Origin of the sequence: Streptomyces sp. NBC_01264, assembly GCF_026340675.1 — a bacterium.
Classification (GTDB): domain Bacteria; phylum Actinomycetota; class Actinomycetes; order Streptomycetales; family Streptomycetaceae; genus Streptomyces.
This window is the reverse complement of sequence record NZ_JAPEOX010000001.1, coordinates 297,990-324,564: the sequence shown is the minus strand read 5'-3', so window position 1 is coordinate 324,564 and position 26,575 is coordinate 297,990. Positions and strand designations below refer to the sequence as shown.

Genomic DNA, 26,575 nt, shown 5'->3' with positions numbered 1-26,575 from the left:
GCACCGGCACCCAGCCTCCGCACCCGGCCCCGGCCCCTGCCCCGGCCCCCGACCGTGGCGCCGGCACCCAGCCACCGACCCCGACCCCGACCCCGGCACCCGCACCCGGCCCCGACCCGTGGCGTCAGACCCCGGCAGCGGCCCCGCTCGCCGGTGCGTGAGGAGCTCCCGACCCCAGCGCCGTTCCCAGCGCAGGGTCCGCATGAGCAGCGCCACCGACGGGCCCGCCGATGAGCCGGCCCCCCGCCTGCACCACGGCCGACAGGGCCGGCAGCGCGGCAGGACCCAGCAGCCGCATCGCCTCCTCGAGCTCGGAGTCCATCCGCCGATCGCGGAAGACCCGTACCGAACTCTCCAGCAGCTCCCGCGAACGCGAGCGCTCACCGGCGCCCCCGTTCGCCATCAGCAGCCTCGCCAGGTCCAGCCGCACCAGCGCCGCCCCGCCCTGGTCCAGGATCTGTTCGCGGACCGACAACGCCTGAGCGTAGAAGCCCCGCGCGGCCTCACCCCGGCCGAGCTCGGCGTGCGCGTGGCCCAGGTCCCGCAGCAGGTGCCCCTCGCCGATCACGTCCCCGGAGTCCCGGCACAGCTCCAGCACCTCGGTGAACGTACGCACCGCGAGCTCGTGTTCGCCGCGGGCCTGCGACAACTGTCCCGCCCTGCGCAGCGTCCTGGCCTGTCCGCCCGTGTAACCCACCGCACGGTAGATGCCGAGTGCCTCGTCCAGCCGGTCCTGCGCGGCCGAGAGCTGCCCGCGCACCATCCAGATCTGCGCGCTCTGCGTCAGGACGATGGCCCGGCCCACCACGTCACCGACTTGGTCGAAATCCCGCAGCGCCCGGTCGTACAGGGAGAGCGCGCGGTCCTCGTTGCCCCGCATCCGCTCCAGCAGGGCCAGGTCGCGATGGCACAGCGCCAGCCCGTGGGCATCGTCCAGCTCCTGGAACAGTCCGAGCGCCGAGGTCAGCGCCACCAGGGACTCCTCCTTCTGGCTGCGTCCGAGGTACAGCACGCCGAGCGAGCCGAGCAGGGCCGCGGTACCGCGCTTGTTGCCCGCCGCCCGGACGGCCTCCAGCGCGAGCTGATGGGTGCGTTCCCAGTCGTCGAAGTAGCCCCGCCCCTCGAAAAGGGTGGTCAGCGTCGTCGCCAGGTCCCAGCAGAGCTCGTGCATCTGCGCCGCCGCCGCGTGTTCGACGGCCTGGACCAGGTTCGCGTGCTCGCTGTCGAGCCACTCCAGCGGATCGACGAGCAGTTCCTCCACGCACGGCTCGGGCGGCTCCCAGCGCGGTGCGCTGCCGTGGAGCACGGTGAAGTCCCCGCCATAGATGCGCCGGTGGGCCTGCTCGGCCAGGGACAGCCAGCCGCCCAGCATCCGCCCGAGCGCCGCCGTCTGCGAGGCCGGCTCGTCGTGCGCGGCGAGCTGCTCCCGCGCGAAGACCCGGATGATCTCGTGGAAGCGGTAGCGGAAGCCGCCGGTGGACTCGACCCCCACGACGTCCAGCATCTGTACGTCGACGAGCGGTTCGAGGAGGTCGGAAGGGAAGGGGCGGGCATCGTCCAGCAGCGCTCCGGCCAGCCATCCCGGAAGGGTGGGACCCTTCGCGAGGCTCAGCAGCCGCAGCAGTCGGCGGTCCGCCGCTGCCAGACCGTCGTGCGTGAGCGAGAGGCTCGCCCGCATCGTCATCTCGCCGTGGGTCAGTTCGTCGAGGCGGTGCCGTTCGTTGGCGAGGCGGTGCACCATCGAGGCAAGTGTCCAGTGCGGTCGGGCCGCCAGCCGGGCGGCGACGATCCGCAGGGCCAGCGGGAGTCCGCCCACCGTGCGGATCAGCGCTTCGGCGGCGACCCTCTCCTGCCTCACGCGGTCCTCGCCGATCACTCGTACGAGCAGTTCCAGCGCGTGTTCGTTGCTCATCACATCGAGCTCGACACGGTGCGATCCGGGCAGGCCGGTCAGGCGGACCCGGCTGGTGACGAGCACGGCGCAGTGGCGGCTTCCGGGCAGCAACGGGCGGATCTGGCTTTCCGACGCCGCGTCGTCGAGCACCACCAGCACCCGTCGCGACGCCATGAGCGTGCGGTACATCTCGGCACGCTCGTCCTGCGACTCGGGGATCACCGCACCGGGGATGCCGAGGGCGCGCAGGAACCGGCCGAGTACCTCGGAGGAGGTCGCGGGGGTGCCCGTACCGCGCAGGTCGCAGTACAACTGCCCGTCGGGGAAGGCGTCTTCGCTCAGGCGATGCGCAATGTGCGTCGCCAGCGTGGACTTGCCGGTGCCGGGCTTGCCGACGATCACGACGAGCCCGACCGCCCGCCCGCCCTCACCGCGCAGGGTCCGCTCGATACGGCCGATCTGTGCCTCGTCCCCGACGAAATCGGAGGTGTCCGAGGGGAGTTGACGAGGAATCTCTTCCCGGTGCGCGACGCCACCGGGCGCGGCGGATGCAAGCACGGTCGGCGCCGGGGAGGAGGGATCGCCCACCGCGGTGGCCAGGGCTGTCGCGGGAGGAAGCGCGGACCCCGAAGCGGTGCCCGAGCCGGTGCCCGCGCCCGCACCCGGATCCACGCCGGCACCGGGACCCGGACCGGCACCGGGACCCGCACCGGAGTCCGGAGTTCCGCCGCCGTAGCCACCGACCCCGGGCAGGGACGGCGGCGCCACGTCCCCGGCGAGAATGGCTGATTCCAGTGCCCGCAGCTCGGAACCCGGCTCGAGGCCGAGCTCCTCCACCAGCAGCTCGCGCCCGACCCGGTAGCTCTCCAGGGCCTCCGCCTGCCGCCCCGAGCGGTACAGCGCGAGCATCAGCTGCCCGCGCAGCCGCTCCCGCAGCGGGTGGACCCGTACGAGCAGCTGGATCTCGCCGACGAGCTGGTGGTGCCGCCCCAGTTCCAGTTCCAGCCCGATCCGGGTCTCGGTCACCGTGAGGCGTTCCTCGTCCAACTGCAGGGCCTTGCTCCGAAGGGTCTCGCTCGACACCCCGCTGAGGCAGTGGCCCTGCCACAACTCGCCCGCCGCGCGCAGGAGTTCCGCGGCGCTTCCCAACGCGCCCTGCTTGGCCAGCGTGCGCGCCTCGGTGACGGCGCGGGCGAACAGCACGGCGTCGACGAGGTTGCCCTCCGTCTTGAGGATGTACCCCGGTGGCCGGGTGGTGATCGCGGCCGGGATCGCCGCCGTGCTGAAGAGCTTGCGCAGTCGCGACACACAGATCTGCACCTGGGTGCGGGCGGTGTCCGGGGGTTCGTCGTCCCAGATCAGATCGACGAGATAGTCGGTGCTCACCACGCGGTTGGCCTCGAGCAACAGCGCGGCCAGGATGACTTCCTGCCGGCCCGGAGGCACACGCACCGGGCCGCCGACGCCGTTCACCTGTAACGGTCCGAGGATCCGGAACACCGCTGAGTCGGGGGTTGGCGGAACCCCGCCGGGTGAAACGGTCATGAGACTCCCAGCTGGAGACATGCCTGATCCCGCTCGCAGCGCATGGACGATGCGGTGGAGCCGGGAGGGAAGACGGGTGGAGCGGAGGCCAGTCTTTCCGAACACCTCTGCGGTTGTCCATGGTGTGGAGGTTTCGTGGCGATGAACGGGATCGTGCAGTTCAGGCCATCGCTGCCCGGCGGATCCGCCCCGGCCCGACTCCGGTGATAAGGCGGGGATAGCCCCGAGTTGCGCACGTGGAGGACGGTGTACCCGCCCCCCCGGAGGGGAGGCGGCCGTACGAAAGGACCTTCATGACCAGCCGGCACCCGAGGCGGATCCCGCCGAGCCCCGTCATCACCGACTCCGGGGTCGATCACGTCCGCCTCGCGTACCACTACCTCGACAGCGGGGATGCCGACGGCTACGGGTCCCTCCTGGACGAAGGCAGCCTCGGACCCGACCTGGAGGCCCCCCGGGGCGACGGCAGCCGGCACCACATCACCCGGATCGTCGCCGAGGGGGACTGCGTGGTCGCGATGGGCCGACTCGCACCGCAGCAAAGGGACTTCGTCGACGTGTTCACCCTCTCCGACGAGGGAATGCTCCGCGCCTGCCGACGCTACTACTCCACCCGCCCGCACTGACCGCGGCGCCCAGGGCCGCGGCTTCTTCCCGGGCGCGGCGGGTGCCGTCCGGCGCAGGGCCGGAGAGGGAGCCGCGCCCGGGAGCCGTGGTCAGCGGGTGTGGTGGTGGAGTCCCCGCTGGTGGGGAAGGCCGCCGGGCCGCGGGGTCGTGCGGCGGTGGGTGGCCCGGTGGCGTCGGCCGGGGAAGGGGTTGCGCCGGACGGGCGCGCTGGGGGCCAGTGCCAGTAGGGCGACGAGGGCTGCGACCGCGACGAGGATGAGCACGGTAACGAGGGTCATGTTCCTGCCTTCCGTCGGGTTCTGACTGTCTGTCGCTACTTCTTGTTACCGGAATGAGAGATTCTAAACACGGTGGGTGATGCCGCCCTGGGCGCCGAGGACTTGTTCGAAGTGGCCGGGGTCGGTGTGGGGGAGGACGCGCGGTGCGTGGGTGTAACGGTGGGTCCGGGTCTGCCAGGCGTGGTAGCCGCTCATCCACGCGCCCATGATCCCGACGTACGTGTCCACGGTCGCGGTCTCCCGGCCGGTCAGCCCGAGCTGCGCACACAGCCCGGAAACCTGGAGGGCGAGTTCCCCGAACCGGACCACCCGCCGGCCGACTTCCTCGCGGGCTTCGGCGATGGCTTCCTCACGGCCGCACCGACGCTCGTGTTCGATGACGAGGACGAGGTTGTCCATGTCGCCGCGGGCCTCCTCCTTTTCCAGGGAGTAGACGTCGTTGCACATGAACGTGACGTCGGTGGCGGCCTGGCGCATGAGGCGCGGTTGCGGGCTGTGAAAGGCCGCCGCGGGAACGTGGACGCCGGCCGCCCTCTCGCCCAGGGAGAGCGGCAGGTCGGTGCCGGCGATGCCGCGTCTCACCTGGAGGTAGGTCTCCCTGTCGGCAGGGGTGCCGCGCAGGCGCCCTATGGCCTCGTGGGCCTGGGTGGCGAAGTAGTACTCCCACTCGTGCGCGCACCGTGCCACCCAGCCGGGATGTGCGCCGTCGACCGACCGTGCCCAGATGTCGGCGAACGCCCGCGCGCACGCATCCGCTCCCATCCCCGGGTGGATCCCGTGGACGATGTCGATCATCTTCTGGCATGCGGCCGCGGCCCGGGCCGGGGCCTGGCCCAGGGGGCCGTCGAACTGGTCGTCGAAGACGAAGAACAGCGCCATCGCGTCCGCGCACAGGTCCAGCGCCGCGCCCTGGGCGTAGGGGAACCCGGCGGCGGCCAGACACGGCATGTCCCAGGAGGCGTACCACTCCAGCGAGCGCCCCTCTCCGACGAGACCCACCTCCTGGACCCAGGCGAGATTCCGTTCCCGGGCGGCCACCAGGTCCGGGCTGAGCGAGGTGGGGAAGGGGAGGTGGAAGTGGATGTCCTGCGGCATGTGCCCTCCGTGAAACGAGCTGGTCACAGCCGGGTGGACTCCCCGCCGGCGTCTTGTGCGCAGTTCACGATCTCCCGGATCCGGGGTGGAACGCAGCTGGCTTCAAGCCAGAAGCCGGCCGGTGCTCACCCCGGTCCTCGTCCGCACCCCAGTCGGGCCGGTGCTCGCCTCCTGCCACACGGCTGGCGGACCGCTCGTTGGAGCGGTCGCATTGTTACGTCCTCATCATGTGGTCATCTACTGGCCACCATGTAGGGCCCGGAGGGTGGTCCTCATGAGCATTCAGACCAGCACCCGGCTGCGGACCGCGGCCCTCCTCGTCACCCCCGTTCTCGCCTTCTCCGCCGCGTGCGGAGGCAACGGCGGTTACGCCGACGGGGCGAAGCAGAACGACGGAGTCGCCTCGGTCCCGGACGCCGCGGGCGCCGCCACGGGGGGAGCCGCCTCGCCGGAGAGCACCGCCGGGGAGCCGGCCGCCCGGGGCAAGGGCGCGTTCTTCGACGCACAGATGAAGTACGTCCAGTGCATGCGGACCGAGGGCGGGGTGAAGGACTTCCCCGATCCCAAGCTCAGTGGACATCTCGACTGGGCGAAGATCGACGCCATCACCTCCCCGAGCGGCAGCGGCGAGGAGCAGAAGGGCGGCAAGGGCGGCGCCTGCGGCCCTGAGATGTCCGAGGCGATGAAGCTGGAGCCGAAGCGCGACGCGCAGAAGGACTACGAGTCGATGCTGGCGCACGCCAAGTGCATGCGGGAGAACGGCATCTCGAAGTTCACCAACCCGACGATGTCCGGCGGCAACGTGATGCCCGGTGGCGACCCGAACCCGGTGTCGCCGCAGATCGACAGGAACTCGCCGACGCTCAAGGCGGCCCGCGAGACGTGCAAGCCCAAGCTGCTCGACGGCCTGGACGGGATGCAGGGATGAGGCGGCGTACGGGATTCACCGTGGCAGGTGCCGCGATCGCCGCGGCCGCGGTCGGGACCGGGGCGCTGGTCATCGGCGGCGGGGAGGAGGCGGGCGCCGAGGGCGGGAACAGCCGGCTCCCGCCCGCCACCGCGGTGATCGAGCGCACCGACCTCGTCCAGTCCAAGACGGTCGACGGCAAGATCGACTTCGCGGAGCGCCGCGCAGTGAAGTCGGCGGTCGAGGGGACGGTCACCGTCGCGGCGAAGGAGGGGGCGACCCTCAAGCGCGGCGATGCGCTCTACGAGCTGAACGACAAGCCGGTGACGCTGCTGTACGGACCCGTGCCCGCCTTCCGCGAAATGAAGCGGGGGGACAGGGGATCGGACGTACTGCAATTGGAGCGCAACCTCAGCGCGCTCGGCTACGGACGCGACCTCTACGTCGATCCGCGCTTCGACGAGGCGACCGAGGCCGCGGTCAAGCAGTGGCAGAAGTCCCTGAACCGGGAGGCGACCGGCAAGGTCGGCCGGGGCGACGTGGTCTTCCAGCCCGACCAGATCAAGGTCGTCCAGGCGGACGCGGCCCTCGCGGACCAGGTGGGCCCCGACAAGCCCGTCCTCACGGTGGCCTCCGCACAGCCGGTCGTACGCGCCCTGCTCGATCAGGGGGACACGGCGCTCACCGCGAAGGGCACCAAGGTGGAGGTCACGCTGCCGAGCGGGAAGACGGAAACGGGCAAGGTGCTGGGAAAGGTCGCACCGGAAGCCGACCCGGGGCAGGGAGCCTCCGCCCAGAGCGGCATCACGGTCGAAGTCGCCCTGGACGGCGGCGGGGCAGCGGTGTCGGGGGAGGACGCCAAGGTGACGGCGAGCGTGAAGTTCGTCAGTGAGAGCCGCAAGGACGTCCTGGCCGTCCCGGTGGAAGCGGTCGTCGCACTGCGCGGCGAGGGCGGCGGCTACGGGCTCCAGATCGTCACCGGGGACACCTCGAAGATGGTCCGTGTGGAGACCGGCATGACAGCGGACGGACGGATCGAGGTCAGCGGCGCTGCCATCGAGGCGGGCCAGAAGGTCGGAGTGGCAAAGCAATGACGACCCCCGACACCCCGGTCATCGAACTCCGGGACGTCACGAAGTCGTACCCGGGCGGTGTGCACGCCCTGCGCGGCGTGGACCTGCTGGTGAGAGCGGGTGAACTGATGGCGATCGTCGGCCCGTCGGGCTCCGGCAAGTCGACCGTGCTGAACGTCATCGGCACCCTGGACCGCCCGACGTCCGGGACGGTCAAGGTGGCCGGCTACGACGTGCGCGAGCTCACCGACGCCCAGCTCTCCGCGCTCCGAGCCCGCCACATCGGCTTCGTCTTCCAGCACTTCCACCTGGCGGCGGGCCGCGACGCGGTCGACAACGTCGCCGACGGACTCCTCTACGCGGGGGTCGGACCGAAGGAACGCAAGGCCCGCGCCCGGGAAGCGCTGGAGCGCGTCCGCATGGGCCACCGCCTCGGCCACACACCCAAGGAACTCTCCGGTGGCGAGAAGCAGCGGGTCGCGATCGCCCGCGCCCTGGTCGGCGACCCCGACCTGCTGCTCGCGGACGAACCGACGGGCGCCCTGGACACGGCGTCCGGCCGGATCGTCATGGACCTCATCCACGAGTTGAACGCGGCAGGCACCACGATCTGCGTGATCACGCACGACAACGGGATCGCCGAATCGCTGCCGCGTCGAGTCCGCTTCCGGGACGGCGAGATCATCACGGACGCGCCGACCCGGGAGGTGAGGTGAGATGGGATCCGTCCGCGCACTGAAGCCCTCCCGGCTCTCCCTCCGGGATGTGCTGCGCGTCGGCGCGGTGGGCCTGCGGGCCCGCAGGGCACGCGTGTTCCTCTCCGCCCTGGGCATCGCGATCGGCATCGCCACGATGGTCGCGGTCGTCGGCCTGTCCCAGTCCAGCAAGGCCGACCTGATGGCGAGGCTGGACCGCCTGGGCACCAACCTGCTCACCGCCGAGGCCGGCAAGGACGCACTGGGCCAGGACGTGAAGCTTCCCAAGTCGGCGGTGGCGATGGTGGAGCGCATCGGCCCGGTCCAGCACGCCACGGCCACCGCCGACGTGGATGCCCGCATCCGCCGCAGCGACGTCGTGCCCCAGGAACGGACCGCGGGCGTCACCACGCAAGCGGCCCGCCCCGATCTCCTGGAAGCCCTCAATGCCCGCGTCGCCGAGGGGAGCTGGCTGAACGAGGGCAACGAGAAGTTCCCCGTGACGGTCCTCGGGTCGGTGGCGGCGGACCGCCTCGGTGTCACCGCCCCCGGCGAGACCATCATGATGAACAACGAACGGATGGTGGTCATCGGGATCCTTCAGCCCGTCGAACTGGTCCCGAACCTGGACCGCGTGGCGATGGTAGGCTTCCCGGCCGCGGAAAAGTACTTCGGATTCGACGGCCACCCGTCCATGATCTTCGAGCGCTCGACGGACGCCTCCGTCGAGGACGTCCGCACCGTCCTGGCCCGCACGGTCAATCCGGGCAACGAGGGCTCGGTGAAGGGCGGGTGCCCTCGGCCAGGACGGTGCGGTAGAGGCCCATTCGCTGGCGGGGCTGGTCGAGGTCGAAGGCGCGCTGCCCGGACCAGGCCACGTGCAGGGGGAGCTCGATGATTCCGTGGGACGGCCCGGTCAGCGCTGACAGGTTCGCGGGCAGCCGTCGGGCGAATTTCAGCCTGTACAGCACGGCATCGTCGAGACCGGGCTTGGAGACAGTCATGCCCCGAGTATCCACCGGCCCAGCGCTGTACGGGTGTTCCTGAACCCCGAAGCCACGATGCCTCTCCCCGGGCCCGTCCGATGGATTGACGGACTCCGATTTGCACGCGATAGTTGCGCGGCCGGGAAGGGGCCCGGTCGCACGACCAAGGGACGGGACGCAGTAGCGATGCACGGCGCGAATGAAAACAACCAGTTCAATGAGGGCATTGTCGGCGCACGCCCGGCCGGTGACGAGACCTCGCCCGTCACCGCCGCAGCCGAAGGCGCCGGGCAGGAAGTCGCGGACGCGAACGTCGCGGCGGACGGAGGCGCCGAAGGTGCCCGCACCGAGATCCGGGCGCTGCTCACCGCGCGGCGGTGGGGCGCGGCCCGGCAGTCGGCCCGGACGGGACTGAAGGCGTACGGGCCCGACGCCGAGCTGTCGCTGCTCCTCGCGCTCGCGCACGCGGCCGAGGACGACGACGACGAGGACGACCGCGCCGAAGAGGTCTACCGGGACGCTCTCGAGGTGTTCCCCGACCACCTGGGGCTGCTCGCCGGGTACGCGGAACTCTGCCTGCGCAGCGACTTCCAGGACCACCCGGCACGCAAGAACCGGGGCCCCGCCCTCGCGGCGCGGGTGGCCGAACTGGCCCCCGACTCGCCCGAGGCGCTGCGCGTGGCCCAGGTGCAGGGTGCGCCCTGGCTGGCGGCGGCCCGCGACAAGGCCGCCGCGAGGCCGCCGCGCATCGCCCGGACGCAGCTCTACGACCTGCGCCAGGCACTGACGGCCGCCCGCGGTGTGCGCCCCGCGGCCGGGCAGGCGCGGGCGGATGCCGCGCAGCGGCCGGACGACGCGCGCCGCGCCATGCTCGCCGAGGCCCTCGAAGTGCTGGACCGGCCCGGTCGGGTGCTCCTGCTGCCGCTCGTCCGCCGGCCGTTCGAGTCGAGCCTCGTACGCGGCGTCCTGCTCGGCGCGGTGCTCGTCGCCGTGGTCGGCCTGGGGCTTCCGCAATGGGTGTGGTGGGCCGGGATCGCTGCCTACGGAGCGCTGCCCTTCTGGCTCGGCAGGGTGCTGCGCGGCGCCCGGCGCCGGGGCGAGCTGGCCGCTGCCGCACATCCGGTGCCTCAGGAAGCGCCGCTGCCCGAGCTGGCGCCGGCACCCGTACCGCCGTATTCGTCCCGCGAGCTGGCATTCGGCCTGGCCGGGGCGGCGGTGGTGCTGAGCAGCCTGGTGGGGGCCGGGGTGTGGTCGTACGCGAAGTACACCGCGTATCCGCGCTACGACGTCACTGTCCCGGACACGTTCCAGGGCATGCGGCACCTGTGGAACTCCCCGCTCAACCAGGAGCTGGAGGCTGCCTACGTAGCCCGGGAAGGCTACGAGTCCTTCACCCCCGCGTACGGCGACCTCAAGGCCAACGACGGGCTCATCGGCGTCCACGTGGTGACGGGAGACTTCCACGACATGTCGGCGGACACCCTGAGTTCCTTCATGGACGCCGCACGTGCCGGAGCCGAACGTGTCGGCGCGAGGGTGAACCGGTCCTGGAATCCGGCGGCCGGACCGGCCGGGGGCTGGCTGGAGTGCGCGGACCTCAGCTGCCTCGACCGTGCCCGGCGCGCCATTTGCATGTGGGGTGACAGGGGCAGCTACGGCATGGTGACGTTCCTCGACCCGGACCTGGCCGCCCGGGCAGACTCCCTGACCCTCGAGCTGCGTGCGGCACTGGTCCACCCGGCGGTCGGCGCGGAGGCGCAGGGTTCCTAGGACCGTCCCTCGCGATGGATGCCCGCCGGGAGGGTGCGGGTGGGCGGGATCGCCAGGCCCGTCGGGGTGTTCAGGCCCGTGACGGGGAGGGTCGTCTGGCCGCTGCCGTCGGGGGAGAGGCGGACCACCCGGTTGTTGAAGGCGTCCGCGACGTAGAGGCGGCCCCTCCCGTCGAGGGCCAGGCCCAGCGGGTCGTTGAGCCCGGACGCGGGGACCGTGCTCTGGCCGGAGCCGCCGGCCGCCAGCCTCACCACACGGCTGTTGCCGGTGTCGGAGACGTAGAGGTTGCCCGCCGGGTCGAGGACGATGCCGGCCGGCTGGGAGAGCCCCATGAAGGGAAGGGTGCGCTGCGCGCCGCCTCCGGCGGGGAGGGTGACGACGCGGTCGTTCACGAAGTCGGTGATGTAGAGGGAACCCGAGGAGTCGAAGGCGAGGCCCCAGGGGTGGAGGAGTCCCACGGTGGGTACGGTGCGCTGCCCGCTGCCGTCCGCGGGTACCTCGACGACCCGGTCGTTGAAGCTGTCGGCGATGTACAGATCGCCCGCGGCGTCCAAGGCCAGCCCGAGGGGGCGGGAGAGCCCGTCCGTCGCGACGGTGACCTGGGGGCCGCCGTCCGCGGGGATCCGTACGACCCGGTTGTTCCCGGTGTCCGCCACGTAGAGATCGCCCGCGGCGTCGACCACCATGCCCGTGGGCCGGACCAGGCCCACGGCGGGGACCACGTCTTGCCCGCCGCGCCGCGCCACCCGCGGCACCCGGTCGTTCCCGTAGTCGGAGACGTACAGCGGGCCGCCCGCGCCCCCGGATCCCGGGTCGGAGGCGACTGCCGTACCGGCCGGGGCCAGCCCGATCGCGCACAGCGCCAGCAGCACCAGGACGGAGCCGGCCCTGCGGCCGGTACGGCCCGTACGCGGGGGTTCGGGCACTGCGGAACGGGGCACGGCGCACCTACCTGTCCTGGTCGTCCGGCCGCCGAGGCTAGCCCCGGCGGCCCGGCCGTGCCCCCGCACCACGCCACGGCCGGGCCGTCTTGCACACGGACGGCCGGGCGGTCACCGCTGCACCCTCACCCCTGCAGCTTCCGAGTGCTCTGACAGGTGCCGACAGCGCGGCTAAGTCACTGGCGGAGGGGGCTCTTGGGCCGGCCCGCATCCACCGGCGCATCGACGTCCACGCGGAACGGCAGCAACGGCACGAGCCCGTATGAATCCCTGGGCAACGTGTCCGCCCGGTACTTCGTGAGTCCACTGGTGCGCGTCGAATGACACGCCCTGTGCGTTGTAGACAGCCCTGGGCAAGACCCCCACCATCCTCCACACGTCTTCGGCCGTCTGCAGATCAGCGGTCAGCTCGCCAACCGAACCCCACCTCTCTATCAGCGAGCACAGACGCCGTGCCAGCACGAGCGTGTCCACTGCGCTGGCTGTCCCTTCACGCAGGCCAGAGTCGAGCGGGCCGTGACCTGGGGCACTGTGTCCGTGCACTGGCCCTGGTGGGAAATCGACAGCGCCTGCGGCTCCGTCCACTGGAACGGCATCGTCGCCCTGGGCGTGGACACGGGCGAGTCCGGCGCGCCAGACGTGCAGACGGAGCTGTTCCGCACCGAACCGCCGCCCCACCAGCTGAAGGCGGGAGACATCTGCCGGGTCGGAGTGCCGCCGACCGTGGTGCACGTGACGGCCGTCGACCATCATGATCCGCCCCTGGAGACGGGCTGGCTCCCTTGCCCGGAACGGACACTGACCGTGCTGCGCCACGGCCTGTCCTACCGGGAGTTTCCCGACGACGGCAGCCATCGTAACGGCTCGGGGTACGACGTCTATCCTGACGACGGGACCCCCTTCGCCTTCGAGCTGTTGATGCGGCCGTACGCCCACCTCGCACCGGGCGACGATGTGGGTGATGCCGACGGCCGGGCATGGCGGTTCGACGGGCCCTGGGAGTGGATGCCCTTCGATGGCCAGCCAGTCGGCACAGGCCCCAGGTGACCACTGGTCCTGCTCACTCGGGCAGGAGCGCCATGCTCCATTGAGCAAGCCGAGGCAGCGGCCGCGAGCACGGTGAACGGTTCGCACCAGGAGACGATCCGAGACTGGATGTCACTCACGGGAGCCTCCCCGACGCCCTGACCGGCGACGGCGCCTCAGCTGTCACCTTCCCGCGGACGGACCGCACATATCGGCCCTCTGTAGCATTTCCGCAGGTCAACGGTGTCCGTGAGCCCTCCACACGCACGTCCGCAGCTTCGCAGAGATCCTTCAAACCCGCTTCGGTCAGTGCCTCAAAGACGGGATCACCGTCGTCCGCACCGCGGACTTGCCCCGTCTGGATGCCTTGCCATCGGTCCGGAGACGCCTTCTGGCACCTCATGGAGGACTGCAGGCCCCCGGAACCTGACCCGGACGCCGAACTCCTTGCAGCCACGCGGACCGAGCGGCTTACCCAGTCCACGTTGTCGCTGGTCATCGGCTTTGCGGAACAACTGGCTTGGGCGCCCTACCGGCCGGACCGTACGGAGTACGGACACGACCTGTCCGATGACGCCTTCCTCCACACCCGTGCCGCAGTCGTCGCCGCCGGCCGCACCGAATTCGACAGCGCCCTCCAAGGCCCTTTGGTCCTCACCCCTTACGCCACCGACCTCATCTGGGCCGAGCACCTGCTCTACACCCCGGACCGGGCATACAAAAGAATCACGGGGGAGGAGTAGGACCGCGATACCCGCTACTCCTACGAATCCTCCTCCAACACCGAGGGCTGGGCCGCTTGCACGGCATGGCCTGCGGATGGTGACGACCTCCAGCGCCGGTGATCATCCTCACGGAATGTTGTGTCGGAACCCCGCTCTGGTCCAGCTCGGCGAGGCGCTCCCTACGGCGCACCGCAGGCTGGACGCTGCCCAGCTGCCGAACTTGTCGCACGGTCAGCACGTGGTGATCGACGAGCTCGCGCGCACGTTGGCCGTCGAGCCCGGGCATGCGGTGAGCGAGCCGGTGCAGGGGGAGGCCGAGCGGATCCTTCAGGCCGTGTTGGCCGATGCCGAGGTCGCCGCGCAGTGGGAGGCGGGCCGGCTGGAGAAGGCCCCGGAGACGGTCTCGGGGTTCGCCGGTCGTGAACTGCGCCGGACATGGGCTTCGTGGCGCCCCTGGATCTTCGGGACGGTGACGGCGGCGCTGTTGGCGACGACCCCTACGTACGCTGCGGCGGCAGAGCCGTTCCCGAACACGGCTCCGGCCAGCGGCGGCGCGGGCGCCGTGTGCCCACCGGGTCACGGCGGCTGGTTGACCCCCCACAGCGATCTGGCCTTCCGCAGCAGCCCTTGCCACCCCCCGCACCATTGCCCCGACGGTTCGCCCGGCTGCGACGGTCCCGGCCTGCCCGTCACCGGTGCGGTCACCGTGATCAAGGAGGACGAGAACACGGGCAACCCGCTGGCCGGCGCCGTCTTCCAGATGTGGGAGGAGACCAACGGCATTCCGGGTCTCCAGACCACCGGCGCCGACCCGGACACCGACATCGGAGGCTCCTGCACCACCGGGGCCAACGGTGTGTGCTCCCGTACCGAGGCACTCGGCACGTACTGCTGGGTGGAGACTCAAGCTCCGCCCGGGTACCAACTGCCGATCAATCCGGTGTTCGGCCCGCTGACGCTGTCGGAAGAGAACGTCGAGGAAGGCGTGACGGTCAATGCCGAGAACACGCCGGAATCCGATGCGCTCAAAGCCCGTCACGTCGTCCGGACCGGCCCACCGACCCTCGGTGCCTCGCCGGACGAGAAGCGCACTGCGGCGGCATAGCCGGCCACGGCTACCGAGGTCACGACCACACCGGCTCCCCAGCAGTTTGACCCCATGCCGGCCGCGTCCTGCTCGCGGGAGCAGGACGTGGCGGAGGCCGCACGTGCGCCCGGTGTGCGGGTAGAGAGGGTGGCGCCGCACTGGTCCCGTCAGAGCCTTCACGGAGGAGGGGCCGGGACCGAATGCAGCGAAGGCCTCGGTCACCTGCCGGTGACCGAGGCCCTCCGAGCCTGCGCAGCTCCTTCAGCAGCGCCACGTCCGTCGCGTGCCCGTCGATGACGGTGCCGGTGCCGCCATTGGCCCGGTGCCGACGCATCAGCGCCCAAGCGGCAGGATTGATCTCCGTTCAGGCGGGCCAGGTGCACGCTGACGGCCACCAGCCTCTCGCTCTCGCCCAGTTGCTGCTTCCGGGCGGCCAGCGGCGGCCCGGTCCCGGCCGTGGGGGTGCGGTAGATGGGGCGGTCAGTGTTCGAGGTCGGCGCGCATGGCGGCGAAGAGGCGGGCGGCGTCGGCTGGGGTGGTGCGGGGGAAGAGTGCGACGGCGGCGGTGGTGGTGTCGGACCAGCCGCAGATGACGTCGGTGGCGTTGGCGGACTCGGGCAGGCTGAGGCATTCGAGGGACCCGCCGAACGGGCCGGGCTGGTACGGCTTGGCGGTGGTGGGGGTGCCGGTGGAGCCGTTCTGCAGCGCGTAGTCGATCAGGCCGCGCCAAAGGTGCTCGCGACGCTTGTTCGGGTCCTCGGGAACGCTGTCGACGCCTACGAAAAGGATGCGGCGGCCGGAGGTCTGGCCGGCACGGTTGTAGTCGGCGACCACCAGGTGCATGTCGTCCCGCATCTCGCCCGGGTCGATGGGGACGTCGGAGACCGCGTTGGCGCCGGTGGCCTTGGTGAGCCCGCCGGCGGTGGCGGCCTCGGTCAGGGTGTGCTTGCCCGAACCGGCGGGCGGGGTGGAAGCGGGCCTTGCGGGCGCGGAGACGGGCGCGGAGACGGGGGCCGAGGTGGGAGCGGCGGGAGGGCTTTCGGCTTCGGCTGCAGGGTTGCAGGCGGTCAGCGTCAGCGTGGTTGCAAGGGCGATCGTGGCGAGGAGGGGGCGGGGACCGAAGATGGGCATGGCGGGGTCTCCCGGGTGTGGTGGCCGGCTGGGCTGCTGGGCCCAATGCCGCAGGCTAGTGGCCGACTGGGCGGGCGGGTGCCCCGAGCTCAGTTCCCTTACAGCACCGGGACATGGTGGTGACGTAAGAGCCTGGTGGTGACGGCACCGGGTCCCCCTTTTCGCCTCGCCACATCGGTAACCAGCACGTCGCCCTCATCCGCACCTTCAACGTCCCTGAACACGGAGAAGGCGAAGCTGACCGCGATGCTGGAGACGTGCCCCTCATGACCACCCAGCAGCCCGAGCGACGGCCCCGGCCCGGACGGTAGCGAGGCCGGGTCGGATTCTCTGACCGCCCACATGAAGGCAGGGCACGGCGGAGCGATAACGGACGAGGTCGGCGCCATCACCGGCGACGTCAGCGTGACGACCGAGGCCGGCCCGAACGGCACCGTGCAGGTCCGGATCCAGTACACGGGGGCGGAGGAGTCCTACACCCTCACGGGCAGCCCCACCCCGCTCCCACCAGACGGCCTCGCGGCGTTTCACGAACGCGTCGTGGACGCCGTCAAGGCCGGCGGCGCGGCCGAAGTCCCCACCACCAGTTCGTGAATACCGGCCTGCCCGACGGTCTGTCGGCGAGATCGTCGTGTTCAGGCGGCTGCGGATCGCGGGCCGCCTGAGGAACGGTGCGGGGAGGGCGTTGTGAGCAGGCACGAGCGGTGGACGACGGAGGTGTTCGGTAGATCCCACACGGGTGCCGTCGAGGCGGTCCTCGTCGATGGCATCGTCCCGGAGCCGGTGTCCTTTGACAGCGTCTCCGGCGGGGGAGGGGAGGCCGTTTCGCAGGAGGACGTCTACGACGGCCGACGGCCCCGCGTACTGAAGGCGGCCGCGCCGCTTGCGCGGCAAGCCCCGGCACAGTGATGGTGCACGGTGCCGGGGCAGGTGAGCGGCGTCACCGATTCAACGATGCATGCTTTCGAAGCCAGCCGCCTACGGCATGACTGTCTCCTTGCTGGCTGCCTGCCTACCTGGTCAGAGCGTTGCAGCGCGCAACGTCACCGAACCGCGACTTGCGGCGGAACGGCCAGGAATCGACGAGGTGGCGCGAACGGGATCGTCTCCTGTTCTCGGTCCCGGGCTGCCCCGAGCTGACCCCGGCCGGGAGACGAAGGAGGAGCATCACCGCCGCCGCCGACTCGTTCACGGTTCTCCGGCCGGTAGGCGGTGAAGACGGGGCCGGGCTTGGATGCGGGGCAGGCACTTCGCGAGCGGGTGGCCTGTCTGGCAAGTGCTCCGCCCTGGGTAAGCCGTCCGACGCCGCTTACTGACTTCAGCTCTTTGGGGTGAATGTTTGCGAAGTCCCTGATGGGTCTGGGTGGGTGGCTGTATCCGTGGTGTGTGAAATATGCGGATGGGGGCGGGCTGACTCCTGCGGGACGTCGGCGCCGGGAGACGGTTCGTATGCAGGCGGCTGAGCTGTTCGAGCAGAAGATCAATCCGTCGGAGGTCGCACGGCGGCTTCGGGTGAGCGTGAAGTCGGCTTATCAATGGCATCAGTTGTGGCGGGATGGTGGTGTTCAGGCTCTGGCCTCCCGCGGTCCGAGCGGTCCACGGTGCCGTCTGTCCCCGCGGTGTCTGGAGAAGCTGGCCGCGTATCTGGAGCAGGGCCCGGCCGCTCATGGCTGGGTGGAGGACCAGGTGTGGACCGCGTCGAGGGTGGCCACGCTGATCGGCCGGAAGTTCCACGTCACCTACAGCGTCTCGGGCGCTACCCGGTTGATGCACCGGCTCGGCTTCAGCCCGCAGGTCCCCGCCCGGCGGGTCGCCGAACGCGATGAGCAGGCCGTGAGTATGTGGCGGGAGGCGACCTGGCCGGAGGTAAAAGGGCGAGGGGCGGCCTGCGGGGGCTACGTCTGCTTCGAAGACGAAGCCGGGTTCACCCGCAGGCCGCCCCGGGGGCGTACCTGGGGCCGGCGAGGAGTGACTCCGGTCGTCACCATCAGCGGCCGGCGGTCGGGACGGCTGTCGGTGGCCGGGCTGATCGCGATGCGGCCAGGCTCGAGGACCCGGCTGTGTCACCGCCTACGGACCCATCCCGCGGGCAAGGGAACACGTCGCAGCATGAGCGAGCGGGACTTCATCGCGCTCGTCGACGGAGTCCACCAGCTGGTCAGGGCACCGATCGTGCTGGTCTGGGACCGGCTGAACACCCACGTCTCCCGCAGGATGCGCGACTTCGTCGCCGAGCGTGAATGGCTGACCGTGTTCCTGTTGCCCGCCTACTCACCCGAACTCAACCCAGTCGAGTGGGTATGGGCCCACGTCAAACGCAGCCTCGCCAACCTCGCCGTCATGGCCCTCGACCGCCTCGAAGCCCTCGTCCGCAACCGCCTCAAACGCCTTCAATACCGGCCCCACACCCTCGACGGCTTCATAGCCGGCACCGGCCTGACCCTCGACGCACCACCCTCACCCTGAAAAGCCGAAGTCAGTACCCAGGCAGGGTGGAGCCCGGTGTGCCGAGCGGGAGACCACGAGGCCTCGTAGGCGGAGCCGAGTTCGGCTGCTTCGGGGTTCTCGACCGTGACCTCGGTGCCGTCCTCGAGGGTCGCGGCGATGACCGTTTCGCCATCCGAATTGGTCGTGGTGATGTGCTGCTGCGTCACGGATGTGCTCCTTCTTACGGTGTGCTGCGGGGGTGGGCCAGCCGTCGTGGCCCTGCGGGCCGGAGGAGTCCTCGGTCTCGTCCACCGTCCAGCACGGCCTCGTCCGCAGTGGTGGACCAGCAGGGTCCGGGGGTGGCTAGTGCCGCATCAGGCAACGTTGGGCTTGTTGGCGAGGGCTGGGCCATCAATGCAGACTGCACGGCATGGAGTTGATCGCGCAGGGCCGGGATGCTGATGTGTATGCCCTGGATGAGTACAGGGTGCTGCGGCGATACCGGCATGGGGGGCCCACCGGTCTGGAGTGAGGTTCCCCCGGGATGCGGAGAGTGTTGACATCGGGTCAGATGGGACTCATGAGAGGACCAGTGGCCATGGCTGCACCCCGGAAATACTCGCTCGAGTTGCGTGAGCGTGCGGTACGGATGTATCGCACCGCGGAGCCGAAGCCCCAGATCAAGAAGCTGGCTGTCGACTTCGGCGTGCATCCCGAGGCCCTGCGCGGGTGGATCCGCCAGGCGGAGGCGGATGCCGGCGAACGCGATGACCGGCTCACCACCGACGAACGCGCCGAGCTCGCGGCCCTGCGCAAGGAGAATGTCCAGCTCAAGCGGGCCAACGACGTACTGCGGACGGCCTCGGCGTTTTTCGCGGCGCAACTCGACCCGACCCGGCCCAGGTGACGGCGCTCGTTGACGAGCACCCGTGCCTGGGAGTCGAGTGCGTACTTCGGGAACTGCACATCCCCTCCTCCACCTACTACCGCTGGCGCCGTGCAGAGGCCGAGCCGTGCGAGCGAAGGCGCCGTGACGTCGAGCTGACCGAGCGGATCAAAGAGATCCACGCGGATTCCGGCGGCAACTACGGCTCGCCGCGGGTACACGCCGTCCTCAAGCGTGAGGGTGTCCACGTGGGCCGCAAGCGGGTCGAGCGCCTGATGCGCGAGGCCGACATCGCGGGGGTCAGCCCACGGCGCAAGGGCTTCACGCGCCGGGACCCGAAGGCCACCCTGGCCCCGGACCTGGTCAACAGGGACTTCACCGCACCGGCTCCGAACCGGTTGTGGGTCACCGACCTCACCATGATCTCCACCGGTGAGGGGCCTCTGTGGCTCTCGGCGATCCGCGACGCCTTCTCCCGCCGGGTGGTCGCCTGGGAGACTTCCGCCCGCGCGGACGCCGACCTGGTGCTGACCACCCTGGAGTACGCCCTCGCGTCCCGCGAGGTCGAGCCCGGCCAGCTGATTCATCACGCGGACCACGGCTGTCAATACACGTCTATCAAGCTCACAACCCGGCTAATGAGAGCTGGAGTTGAAGCGTCCATGGGCTCGATCGGCGACTCATACGATAACGCTCTCGCGGAGAACCTCTGGATGCTCATCAAAACCGAGGGCCTCCGTGGCCGGACCTTCACCACCCGGGCTGAGGCGAACCTCGCGCTCTTCGAGTACATCGATGGCTTCTACAACTCCCGTCGCATCCAGGAACGGCTCGGCTTCCTCAGCCCGATCGAGTACGAAGAGAAGCACTACGCCAACCAGGCGACGGCCGAACCAGCGAACCTGAACACCCGTCAACCCCTCCTGACCAGCTAATCAGCAACTCCCGAACAACGGGGGAACCTCAGGAGTCACGGTTGATGACGCACCTTGCGGCATGTGGGTATCCGGTGCCGCGGGTGTACGAGATCACCGACACCGACATGGTTCTTGAGCGGCTGGCCGGGCCGACGATGCTGGATGAGCTGGCCCGGCGCCGGTGGCGGGTGGGTTCTCTCGGCCGGGAGCTGGGCCGCATGCACGACCGGCTGCATGCGCTGCCGGCACCGGAGTGGCTGCCCAAGCGGTTCAGCACGGCGGATGGTGACCGGGTACTGCATCTCGACCTGCACCCCGGCAACATCATTCTGACCCGGCGGGGTCCGGTGGTGATCGACTGGTGCAACGCGGGAGCTGGTGATCCGGCTGCCGATGTGGCGATGACCCTCGTGACCGTGGGCAGCGCGGACGTGCCGGGACTCGCTGCCCGCCTCGGGCGGGGGCTGTTGCTGCGCGGTATGCGCAGCGGCTGTCGGACCGACCCGTCGGGACGGATGCGGGAGGCGGTCCGGGAGAAGCTGGATGACCCGAATCTGACGCCCACGGAGGCGGCGTGGTTGCGGCGGCATGCCGTCGGCAACGGGCCTGGTGGGGGCTGGACGGATCGGTCAGGCTGCTGATCTGTGGCGGAACGGGTGCGGGTACACGAGATCGACGATGACGAGGGGCGGCTGCTGCGGATCATCCCCAGGGGCACCGGGTCGGTGGTGACCTGGCGTCGGGCACCACGTCTGCCTCCTGGCGACCCTCGCCCGCGTCGACGGACGCCGGCCCCGGCTGCGCGGTGACATCGTGGCGATGCACGCCGCGGCCCTTGCCTTCGAGGCCCGTTGGGGCCTGACGCGGATGTCCCCCGGGGATCAGACCGCGCGCTGCCCACCGGCAACCGCACCGCCTTCTGCCCACCCCGACGCCAACGCGACCTCCCCCGTACCACCCGCGGCCATGCGCAGCCTCCTGCCAGCGCGGCGGGGGCGGTACCTGTCCGGCCGGGCGCAGCGACAGGGGTGGTGGCGAAGCGGGAACGAGCCGCCGCCGGGGATTCCGGGCGCGGGAGGCGGGCTGCGCCGACGGCGGCACGGTCAGCGAGCAGACGGGTGCGTCCATGAGGCGGGCCACCAGGGCTGCACCCGAGGTCTGCTTTCAGGATGTCGGGCTGCGTGCCCGTATCCAGGCCTCGGTGAAAGTGTTTGAGGTCGCTGCGGGTGAGTACGCGTACTCATGCGCCCGTGTCCGGTCAGAACGAGGATGGGCCTCGGAACCGATGATCGGAACCGATGAGACGGGGCGGGGATGGCACGCGCGAGGGGACCCAGGAGCCGCCTGACGGGCGTCGTGGCAGGGCTGAGTGCGGTGATCCTGACGAGCGGCTGCTCCGCGCTGCCTGATGACGGGGAGTTGCGTGCCATGGCCACTACCGCCGGCGCGCAGCATGAGCGGGATGCCGAGGAGGTGAGGCTCCGCGCGCGGCTGGGTCGCTTTGATGGGATTGAGGGCCTACACCTGGGGTTCACGGCTGTCTCGGATGTGTGTACCGGGCCGAGTAACGGGGGCTTCAAGGAGGAGGCCACCGTCCACCTGATGTCCTGTTCGATGAGCGCCGAGGCTGTGTACGGGGTCGAGGGTGACATCACCGAGGTCCTGCGCCGCATTGGCGCATCGGGCATCACCACCTGGTCAGAGAACATCAACGGCCCCGGGAGCGCCTCAGGAGGATCCCTGGACTATGCGCTGATGTACCACCAGCAGCAGGGTGTGTATCCCCAGGAGTCGGGCGGGCTTCTGATGCCGGCGCCGCACCTGGAGTCGGAGGCCGCGGATCTGTCCGTCAGTTGGGACTATCCGCCTCTACCTGGCCAGCCGCAGCAGTCGGGCCAGGTCGCAGAAGATCACTCATGCCGGGCCGACATCGTCCCGTACTCCCGCTGCGCCACCGACCGGGCCCGGCCGCCGTCCATCGCGGACCTCCGTGCCCGGTACGGAGTGGTCCTCAGAGTGGCAACGGCCCCGGGCCCTATCTCCCCGTGCCCCGCCCCGGGACCAAGACGGGCTGAGGGCGGTCCACGTGCGTGGCTTCAACCGGCTGTGGCTGGTACGGGCGGATCGCATCTTGTTCAGGTGAGGGGATTCTTTGTGTGGGGTGGGAAGGGTGAGGGCATGGTGCTCGGTGAACTCCTACGGCCTGACTCATGTGCTTTCCGTGGTGCTGCCGGAGGGCAGGGCGATAACCGCACGGTGTGCGTTTCGCAGGGCCGGGTGCTGACGACATGGCATTCGGAGGTGTGTCCTCATCTGGCGGCGGACCGGATCTTGACCGAGGGGCACAAGCTGCGCGACATCGGGTACGGCAGCATCTGATGGCCGCTCAGCCCGCAGGCCGCACCCCGAGGACGAAGCCATACGTGTTCTTGGGGTGCGCCCTTTCCCTTCTGGTCCTCCTCGGCCTCGCCTCCGTCTTCCTCTGGCAGCTCTCCGAACACATCGGCCCACAGTTCGCCCATTCGAAAGGGGATCCCAAACGGGAGTCGCTCACCTGGGCCGAACACGAGCTTGCCGAGCCCCGCAGGGCAGCCATGGAGGCGCTGGCCAAGGAACTCCAGGGGGAGTCCGATCTGACCGAGGAGCGGCTCCTCAGCCGTACGCGGGCAGCACTCGCGCCGCCCGCGTCGGCACGGCTCGACGTCAGGGCCGCGAGCGGCGCCCACCCCGCCAGGATCGGGCTGAGCGAAGGCCGGGCCTGCATCAATGCCACGATCTATCCGGGGGAGGCCGGAGCCGTAGCCGAAGGACACAACCCTGACGGATCCTGCCTCCCGCAGGACGGGTGATCGTCCGGTGGGCAGGGTGGAACGACGATGGGTGCAGATCCTGGCTCCCGGGGCCGCTTCTATGACGGGCCATTGATGTAGTGCCTGTGCTGGCCTTCTGACCTGGGGGTGTGCAGGTTGGTTGGCTGGTATGTGGGTGTGGTCGGTGTTCCTCTGGCTGTCGCTGTTCCTCTGGCTGTCGGGGTTGGATGGCTGAGGGCCTGGCGGGCTGCTTCGAGCGCGCCGGCCAGCCAGGGCATGGCGCGCCGCTCGACCGCGATGAGAATCTCGGTGTCGCCGTCCCGGCATTGGGCCACGTGGCAGAACTGCCACTTGTTGCCACTTCGCACGGGCCTGGGGTCTGTGGCGTACGGGTGGCGAACCCGCTCCAGCACCAGGCCGGGTGGCAGAGGTGTGCGTCCTGAACGGCCGCTGGGGTCGTTGGTCCACGCGAGGACGCCTGGGCCCACGACGATGTGGCTGTGGCGTGGGGTGCCCCCGGGGCCGCTGGTGTCGCCGAGCAGGAGAGCTGGGAAGGTCCGGTCTCGCTTCCTGGTGCGCGGGCGGACCCGGATCGTGTCGGTGCTCGTCCTCATCAGGTGGAGGCAGCTGGCGGCTATGGCGGCCACCCAGCCCGCCAGGATGAACCCGGACCAGCGCAGCGTCTCGCGCACGCTGTCGTACATGATCGGGGAGGTCCCCAGGATGACGGCCAGGAGGAGGAGCCCCAGGACCGGCACGTTGAACTGCCAGGGGGTGGTCCGCCGGGAGTATCCGGAATACCAGGCGAACCAGGCCCCGCCCCACAGCAGAGCGGCGCCCGCGGGCCCGAGGCCCAGGGCCCAGCCGAGCGAGGTCTCGTGCGCGGTGCGCGGATTGTGCTCGGTGAAGACGGTCCTGGCGGCCTTGCCCGTGCCGTAGTTGACGTGCCGGATCTCGCCCCGCCAGCTGACCAGCCGCAGCGCGGTGCCGGCGGGTGCGAAGGAGGAGCTGGTGGAGCGGGACAGCCGGATGTCCTGCCGGCCACCGTCCTCGCGCCGGACCTCCATGTAGATTCTTGGGTTGCGGCTGCCCTCGCTGCGGATCTTCTCCAGGACGGCCGGCACCGCGCTCAGGCAGTCGCCCGCCCGCTCCCGCGCGCTTCCGGCCACACAGCTGGTGGCGGCGTCGTACGCACGGGCGTCGGAACGGTCTTGGCGCACGGGGACGAGAAGCAGCCAGACCCCGATCAGGATCGCCGCCACCCCCAAGACCATCGCAGGTATGGAGTACAGGAGCCTTCGAGGGCTCGAAAGGGCAGTAGATGGGGCATTCCGGATGATCACGCAGCCCAAGGATGCCTGAACGCGCCCTCCCGCGACGGCATGCGGAAGAGTGGCCTAGACCACTGAACATGCGATGGTGCGGCCTCAGAATCCGCTGTCATCGGACAGTGCTCACCCGGGCTGTGTAATACCGACCCTGCAACACGACTGCGCATTGCAGCCCTGACCTGCATAAACATGCAACGGAGCTCCTTCGGGACAAGCTGTCTTGATCGACTGCCTGTACCAACGAGCTCCGTTGCTCTGCGTCAAAAATCCTTCAACTGGCTTGCCTGACCTGTGGAAACGTCAACTACCCGGCCTTGGGTCAAGGCTCCACCGTCGAGTACCCCACGGTCCGATCTCGAGCCGGACTCGCCATGTCGACCACACGGGTCACCGCGGGGCGGCGACCTCCTGCGGAGCGGCGACCTCCTGCGGAGGCGCGGCCGGGGCCCCGGGGGACGGGGTCGCCGCGGTGGCTGCCGTCTCGGGGACGGAGTCCGTCGCGTGCACGGCTTCCGCGGCCTGTTCACGGCGCCGCACCAGGTACCCGGCCGCAATGAGGACCAGCGCGATGGTTCCGGACAGCGCGGGCCAGTACACGTAACGGAAGTTGGACTGGGGCGCCGTGGGCACGTAGGCGAGGATGTACAGCACGGTGCTGGCCCCGAGGAGCCTCAGCTCCCGCGAGTAGGGCCCGACCCAGCGGCGGCGCAGTGCAAGGACCAGGGAGATGGCCAACCAGAACCAGCCCTCGAACAGCATCGGCAGGTCGCGGTCGAAGCCGGTCACATAGCTCTGCACGGTGAACTTCAGGGGCTGGCTGACCGGCGCGCTCTTGAGGACGTCGAGCTTGGTCGCGGAGCCGTCGTAGAAGGCCAGGTTGCCCTGGAAGAGGAGCTTCGCGAACACCTGCACCCGGTACGCGGCGTAGCCATCCAGGTGCTTGGGTATCTGCTGCGTCCACATCCGTACGAGGACGTCGGCGTTCTGGCTCAGCTCGGTGGCACCGAGCGACAGGTCCCTCGGGTAGCAGTTGAAGTACACGTCGGCCTGGATGTGCCGTTTCTGGCACTGGACGGTGGTGGTGACCAAGCGGTCACGGAAGTCCGCGCTCGCTCCGGCCTGCTCGGCGGCCTCGCGCACCTGCTTCGGGGTGAGTACGTGAGTGAGGTCGTCCAAGGGAATCTGCGCGTACTGGCGGGTGGCTACGGGGCTCGTGGCCGCCGAGACGGCGACGCTGCCGACCGCGGTGACCGCGACGAGAGCGCCGGTGGCGACCAGCCAGCGGCGGCGGCCCGGGGCGGGCCACACGGCCATGACCAGCAGCACGAAGACAGGGATCGCGGCCGGGAAGCCGTTCTTGCGGACCAGGATGGCGTACGCGAGGAACAGCACACCCAGGACCAGCAGGGACCAGCGCGTCTTGGTCCGGCCGGCGGGCAGTTCGCGCGCTGTGAGCGCCACCGCGAGGACGGCGAGCATGGCGTACGCCATGTGCACGTCCTTCCACACCACCCCGGTGAAGGTCAGGATGTGCGGGGCGAGGCCGACTGCGAGCACGGCGAGGGACAGCGCACGGCTGCCGGTCTTCTTCCACAGCAGTCGGGCGAGGACCCACAACGTCGCCCACAGAACAGCGATCTGGAGCGTGGCCATAGCCGAGATGGCGCCGGTGGTGTCGATGAGGATGCGCCACAGCAGGGCCATCACCGGCGGGTGCCAGTCGGTCACCGGCCGGTCTCCCAGCGCCTGCATGAGCTGCTCCACGCTGTCCGTGCTCAGGTAGCCGGGGTGGAAGATGGCATTCACCACGACGCCGCAGATGATCGCGATGACGGCCAGGCACCACGGCCAGGGCTCGCCGCGCCGCCAGGCGCCGCGCAGTGTCGTGGTCCACCGGTCGGTGCTGACGGTCACGGGAATGGCGTCCTTTCCAGGCTGGCCGAAGACCAGATTGCGGTAGGCGACGAAGCGCAGCAGCGTCGCCGTCGCCCAGCCGATCAGCCGGGCCACGTTGTCGCTCAGGGGCGACCCCAAGCCGAACAGTTCGTGGGAGACGAAGATGGGGACGGCCGTCACAGCCATGCCCGCCAGGTTAATGACCAGAAACCAGATGAGCTCACTGCGCTGGGCGCCGCCGCGTCGGTCCCGGTAGGTCCAGTAGCGGTTGCCGAACCAGCTCACAGCCATCGCGAGCAGGGTGGCGACCACGGAGGCAAGCACGGGCACACTGCCCAGGATTCCGCCGCCCGACGAGGCGGAACCGAAGATCATGAGGTTGAAACTGGCGGTCTCCACCACGAACGCGAGAGCGCCGACGACGCCGAAGGCCGCGACCTCCCGCCAGACCTTGCGCGCCCACGCGGGCATGCGCCGACTCCACGCCATCGTTTGCAGCATGGACAGAACGTAAGCGCACGGAAGTCA

General features: G+C 70.2%; 21 protein-coding genes and 1 pseudogene. 15 read left to right on the top strand and 7 right to left on the bottom strand.

What is annotated here, in order from left to right; genetic code table 11:
• Positions 1–124: 124 nt before the first annotated feature.
• Positions 125–3,346, bottom strand: coding sequence for an AfsR/SARP family transcriptional regulator (locus tag OG435_RS01575; RefSeq protein WP_430625557.1), 3,222 nt, complete (start codon positions 3,344–3,346; stop codon positions 125–127).
• 386 nt (positions 3,347–3,732) lie between these two features.
• Here OG435_RS01575 and OG435_RS01570 point away from each other — a divergent pair, with 386 nt between their 5' ends.
• Positions 3,733–4,065 (top strand): hypothetical protein, encoded by a 333-nt coding sequence (locus OG435_RS01570; RefSeq protein WP_266874871.1) that lies wholly within the window; start codon positions 3,733–3,735, stop codon positions 4,063–4,065.
• 90 nt (positions 4,066–4,155) lie between these two features.
• Here OG435_RS01570 and OG435_RS01565 read toward each other — a convergent pair whose 3' ends face one another.
• Together OG435_RS01565 and OG435_RS01560 are read right to left on the bottom strand one after the other, a co-directional pair.
• Positions 4,156–4,344 (bottom strand): hypothetical protein, encoded by a 189-nt coding sequence (locus tag OG435_RS01565; protein WP_266874870.1) that lies wholly within the window; start codon positions 4,342–4,344, stop codon positions 4,156–4,158.
• A 63-nt stretch (positions 4,345–4,407) separates the two neighbouring features.
• Positions 4,408–5,439 carry a terpene synthase family protein gene (locus OG435_RS01560; RefSeq protein WP_266874869.1) on the bottom strand — a complete coding sequence of 344 codons (1,032 nt, stop codon included), beginning with the start codon at positions 5,437–5,439 and terminating at the stop codon, positions 4,408–4,410.
• Between the two features lie 274 nt (positions 5,440–5,713).
• Here OG435_RS01560 and OG435_RS01555 point away from each other — a divergent pair, with 274 nt between their 5' ends.
• The 5 genes and pseudogenes from OG435_RS01555 (at position 5,714) to OG435_RS01530 (ending at position 10,870) form a co-directional block, all read left to right on the top strand.
• Positions 5,714–6,367, top strand: a complete 654-nt coding sequence (locus OG435_RS01555; RefSeq protein ID WP_266874868.1) for a hypothetical protein — start codon at positions 5,714–5,716, stop codon at positions 6,365–6,367.
• Positions 6,364–7,440 carry a peptidoglycan-binding domain-containing protein gene (locus OG435_RS01550; protein WP_266874867.1) on the top strand — a complete coding sequence of 359 codons (1,077 nt, stop codon included), beginning with the start codon at positions 6,364–6,366 and terminating at the stop codon, positions 7,438–7,440. The genes OG435_RS01555 and OG435_RS01550 overlap by 4 nt, the downstream gene beginning before the upstream one ends.
• Complete coding sequence (locus tag OG435_RS01545) at positions 7,437–8,135, top strand: ABC transporter ATP-binding protein (protein WP_266874866.1); 699 nt, start codon at positions 7,437–7,439, stop codon at positions 8,133–8,135. The genes OG435_RS01550 and OG435_RS01545 overlap by 4 nt, the downstream gene beginning before the upstream one ends.
• 1 nt (position 8,136) lies before the next feature.
• Positions 8,137–8,934: pseudogene (locus tag OG435_RS01540) on the top strand (ABC transporter permease); the annotation flags it as partial.
• Positions 8,935–9,286: 352 nt separating this feature from the next.
• The gene (locus OG435_RS01530) at positions 9,287–10,870 is read left to right on the top strand and encodes a hypothetical protein (RefSeq protein ID WP_266874865.1); all 1,584 of its coding nucleotides are present in this window, start codon (positions 9,287–9,289) and stop codon (positions 10,868–10,870) included.
• Here the strand turns inward: OG435_RS01530 and OG435_RS01525 are convergent.
• Positions 10,867–11,811 carry a hypothetical protein gene (locus OG435_RS01525; protein WP_430625556.1) on the bottom strand — a complete coding sequence of 315 codons (945 nt, stop codon included), beginning with the start codon at positions 11,809–11,811 and terminating at the stop codon, positions 10,867–10,869. The two genes, OG435_RS01530 and OG435_RS01525, sit on opposite strands and share 4 nt — an antisense overlap.
• 516 nt (positions 11,812–12,327) lie before the next feature.
• Here OG435_RS01525 and OG435_RS01520 point away from each other — a divergent pair.
• From OG435_RS01520 to OG435_RS01510, 3 genes are all read left to right on the top strand, one after another.
• The gene (locus OG435_RS01520) at positions 12,328–12,858 is read left to right on the top strand and encodes a hypothetical protein (protein ID WP_266874864.1); all 531 of its coding nucleotides are present in this window, start codon (positions 12,328–12,330) and stop codon (positions 12,856–12,858) included.
• Positions 12,859–13,199: 341 nt separating this feature from the next.
• The gene (locus OG435_RS01515) at positions 13,200–13,580 is read left to right on the top strand and encodes a DUF4240 domain-containing protein (protein ID WP_266874863.1); all 381 of its coding nucleotides are present in this window, start codon (positions 13,200–13,202) and stop codon (positions 13,578–13,580) included.
• 115 nt (positions 13,581–13,695) lie between these two features.
• Positions 13,696–14,667: an MSCRAMM family protein gene (locus OG435_RS01510; RefSeq protein ID WP_266874862.1), complete on the top strand. Its 972-nt coding sequence runs from the start codon at positions 13,696–13,698 to the stop codon at positions 14,665–14,667.
• A gap of 462 nt (positions 14,668–15,129) precedes the next feature.
• On the opposite strand, the gene OG435_RS01505 is transcribed toward OG435_RS01510, so the two are convergent.
• Positions 15,130–15,780: a hypothetical protein gene (locus OG435_RS01505; protein WP_266874861.1), complete on the bottom strand. Its 651-nt coding sequence runs from the start codon at positions 15,778–15,780 to the stop codon at positions 15,130–15,132.
• Positions 15,781–16,122: 342 nt separating this feature from the next.
• Here OG435_RS01505 and OG435_RS01500 point away from each other — a divergent pair, with 342 nt between their 5' ends.
• The 6 genes from OG435_RS01500 (at position 16,123) to OG435_RS01475 (ending at position 22,859) form a co-directional block, all read left to right on the top strand.
• Positions 16,123–16,374, top strand: coding sequence for a hypothetical protein (locus tag OG435_RS01500; RefSeq protein ID WP_266874860.1), 252 nt, complete (start codon positions 16,123–16,125; stop codon positions 16,372–16,374).
• A 792-nt stretch (positions 16,375–17,166) separates the two neighbouring features.
• Positions 17,167–18,246, top strand: a complete 1,080-nt coding sequence (locus OG435_RS01495; protein ID WP_430625555.1) for an IS630 family transposase — start codon at positions 17,167–17,169, stop codon at positions 18,244–18,246.
• A gap of 559 nt (positions 18,247–18,805) precedes the next feature.
• Positions 18,806–19,114, top strand: a complete 309-nt coding sequence (locus OG435_RS01490; protein ID WP_266874686.1) for a transposase — start codon at positions 18,806–18,808, stop codon at positions 19,112–19,114.
• On the top strand, positions 19,111–20,028 hold the full coding sequence (locus tag OG435_RS01485; RefSeq protein ID WP_266874687.1) for an IS3 family transposase: 918 nt from the start codon (positions 19,111–19,113) through the stop codon (positions 20,026–20,028). Before OG435_RS01490 ends, OG435_RS01485 begins: the two co-directional genes overlap by 4 nt.
• An 83-nt stretch (positions 20,029–20,111) precedes the next feature.
• Complete coding sequence (locus OG435_RS01480; RefSeq protein WP_266874858.1) at positions 20,112–20,651, top strand: aminoglycoside phosphotransferase family protein; 540 nt, start codon at positions 20,112–20,114, stop codon at positions 20,649–20,651.
• Between the two features lie 1,782 nt (positions 20,652–22,433).
• Positions 22,434–22,859, top strand: coding sequence for a hypothetical protein (locus OG435_RS01475; RefSeq protein ID WP_266874857.1), 426 nt, complete (start codon positions 22,434–22,436; stop codon positions 22,857–22,859).
• Between the two features lie 59 nt (positions 22,860–22,918).
• Here OG435_RS01475 and OG435_RS01470 read toward each other — a convergent pair whose 3' ends face one another.
• Together OG435_RS01470 and OG435_RS01465 are read right to left on the bottom strand one after the other, a co-directional pair.
• Positions 22,919–24,094, bottom strand: a complete 1,176-nt coding sequence (locus OG435_RS01470; protein ID WP_266874856.1) for a hypothetical protein — start codon at positions 24,092–24,094, stop codon at positions 22,919–22,921.
• 444 nt (positions 24,095–24,538) lie between these two features.
• Entirely contained in the window at positions 24,539–26,548 is a 2,010-nt protein-coding gene (locus OG435_RS01465) for a GtrA family protein (protein WP_266874855.1), read from the bottom strand.
• Between the last annotated feature and the right edge of the window lie 27 nt (positions 26,549–26,575).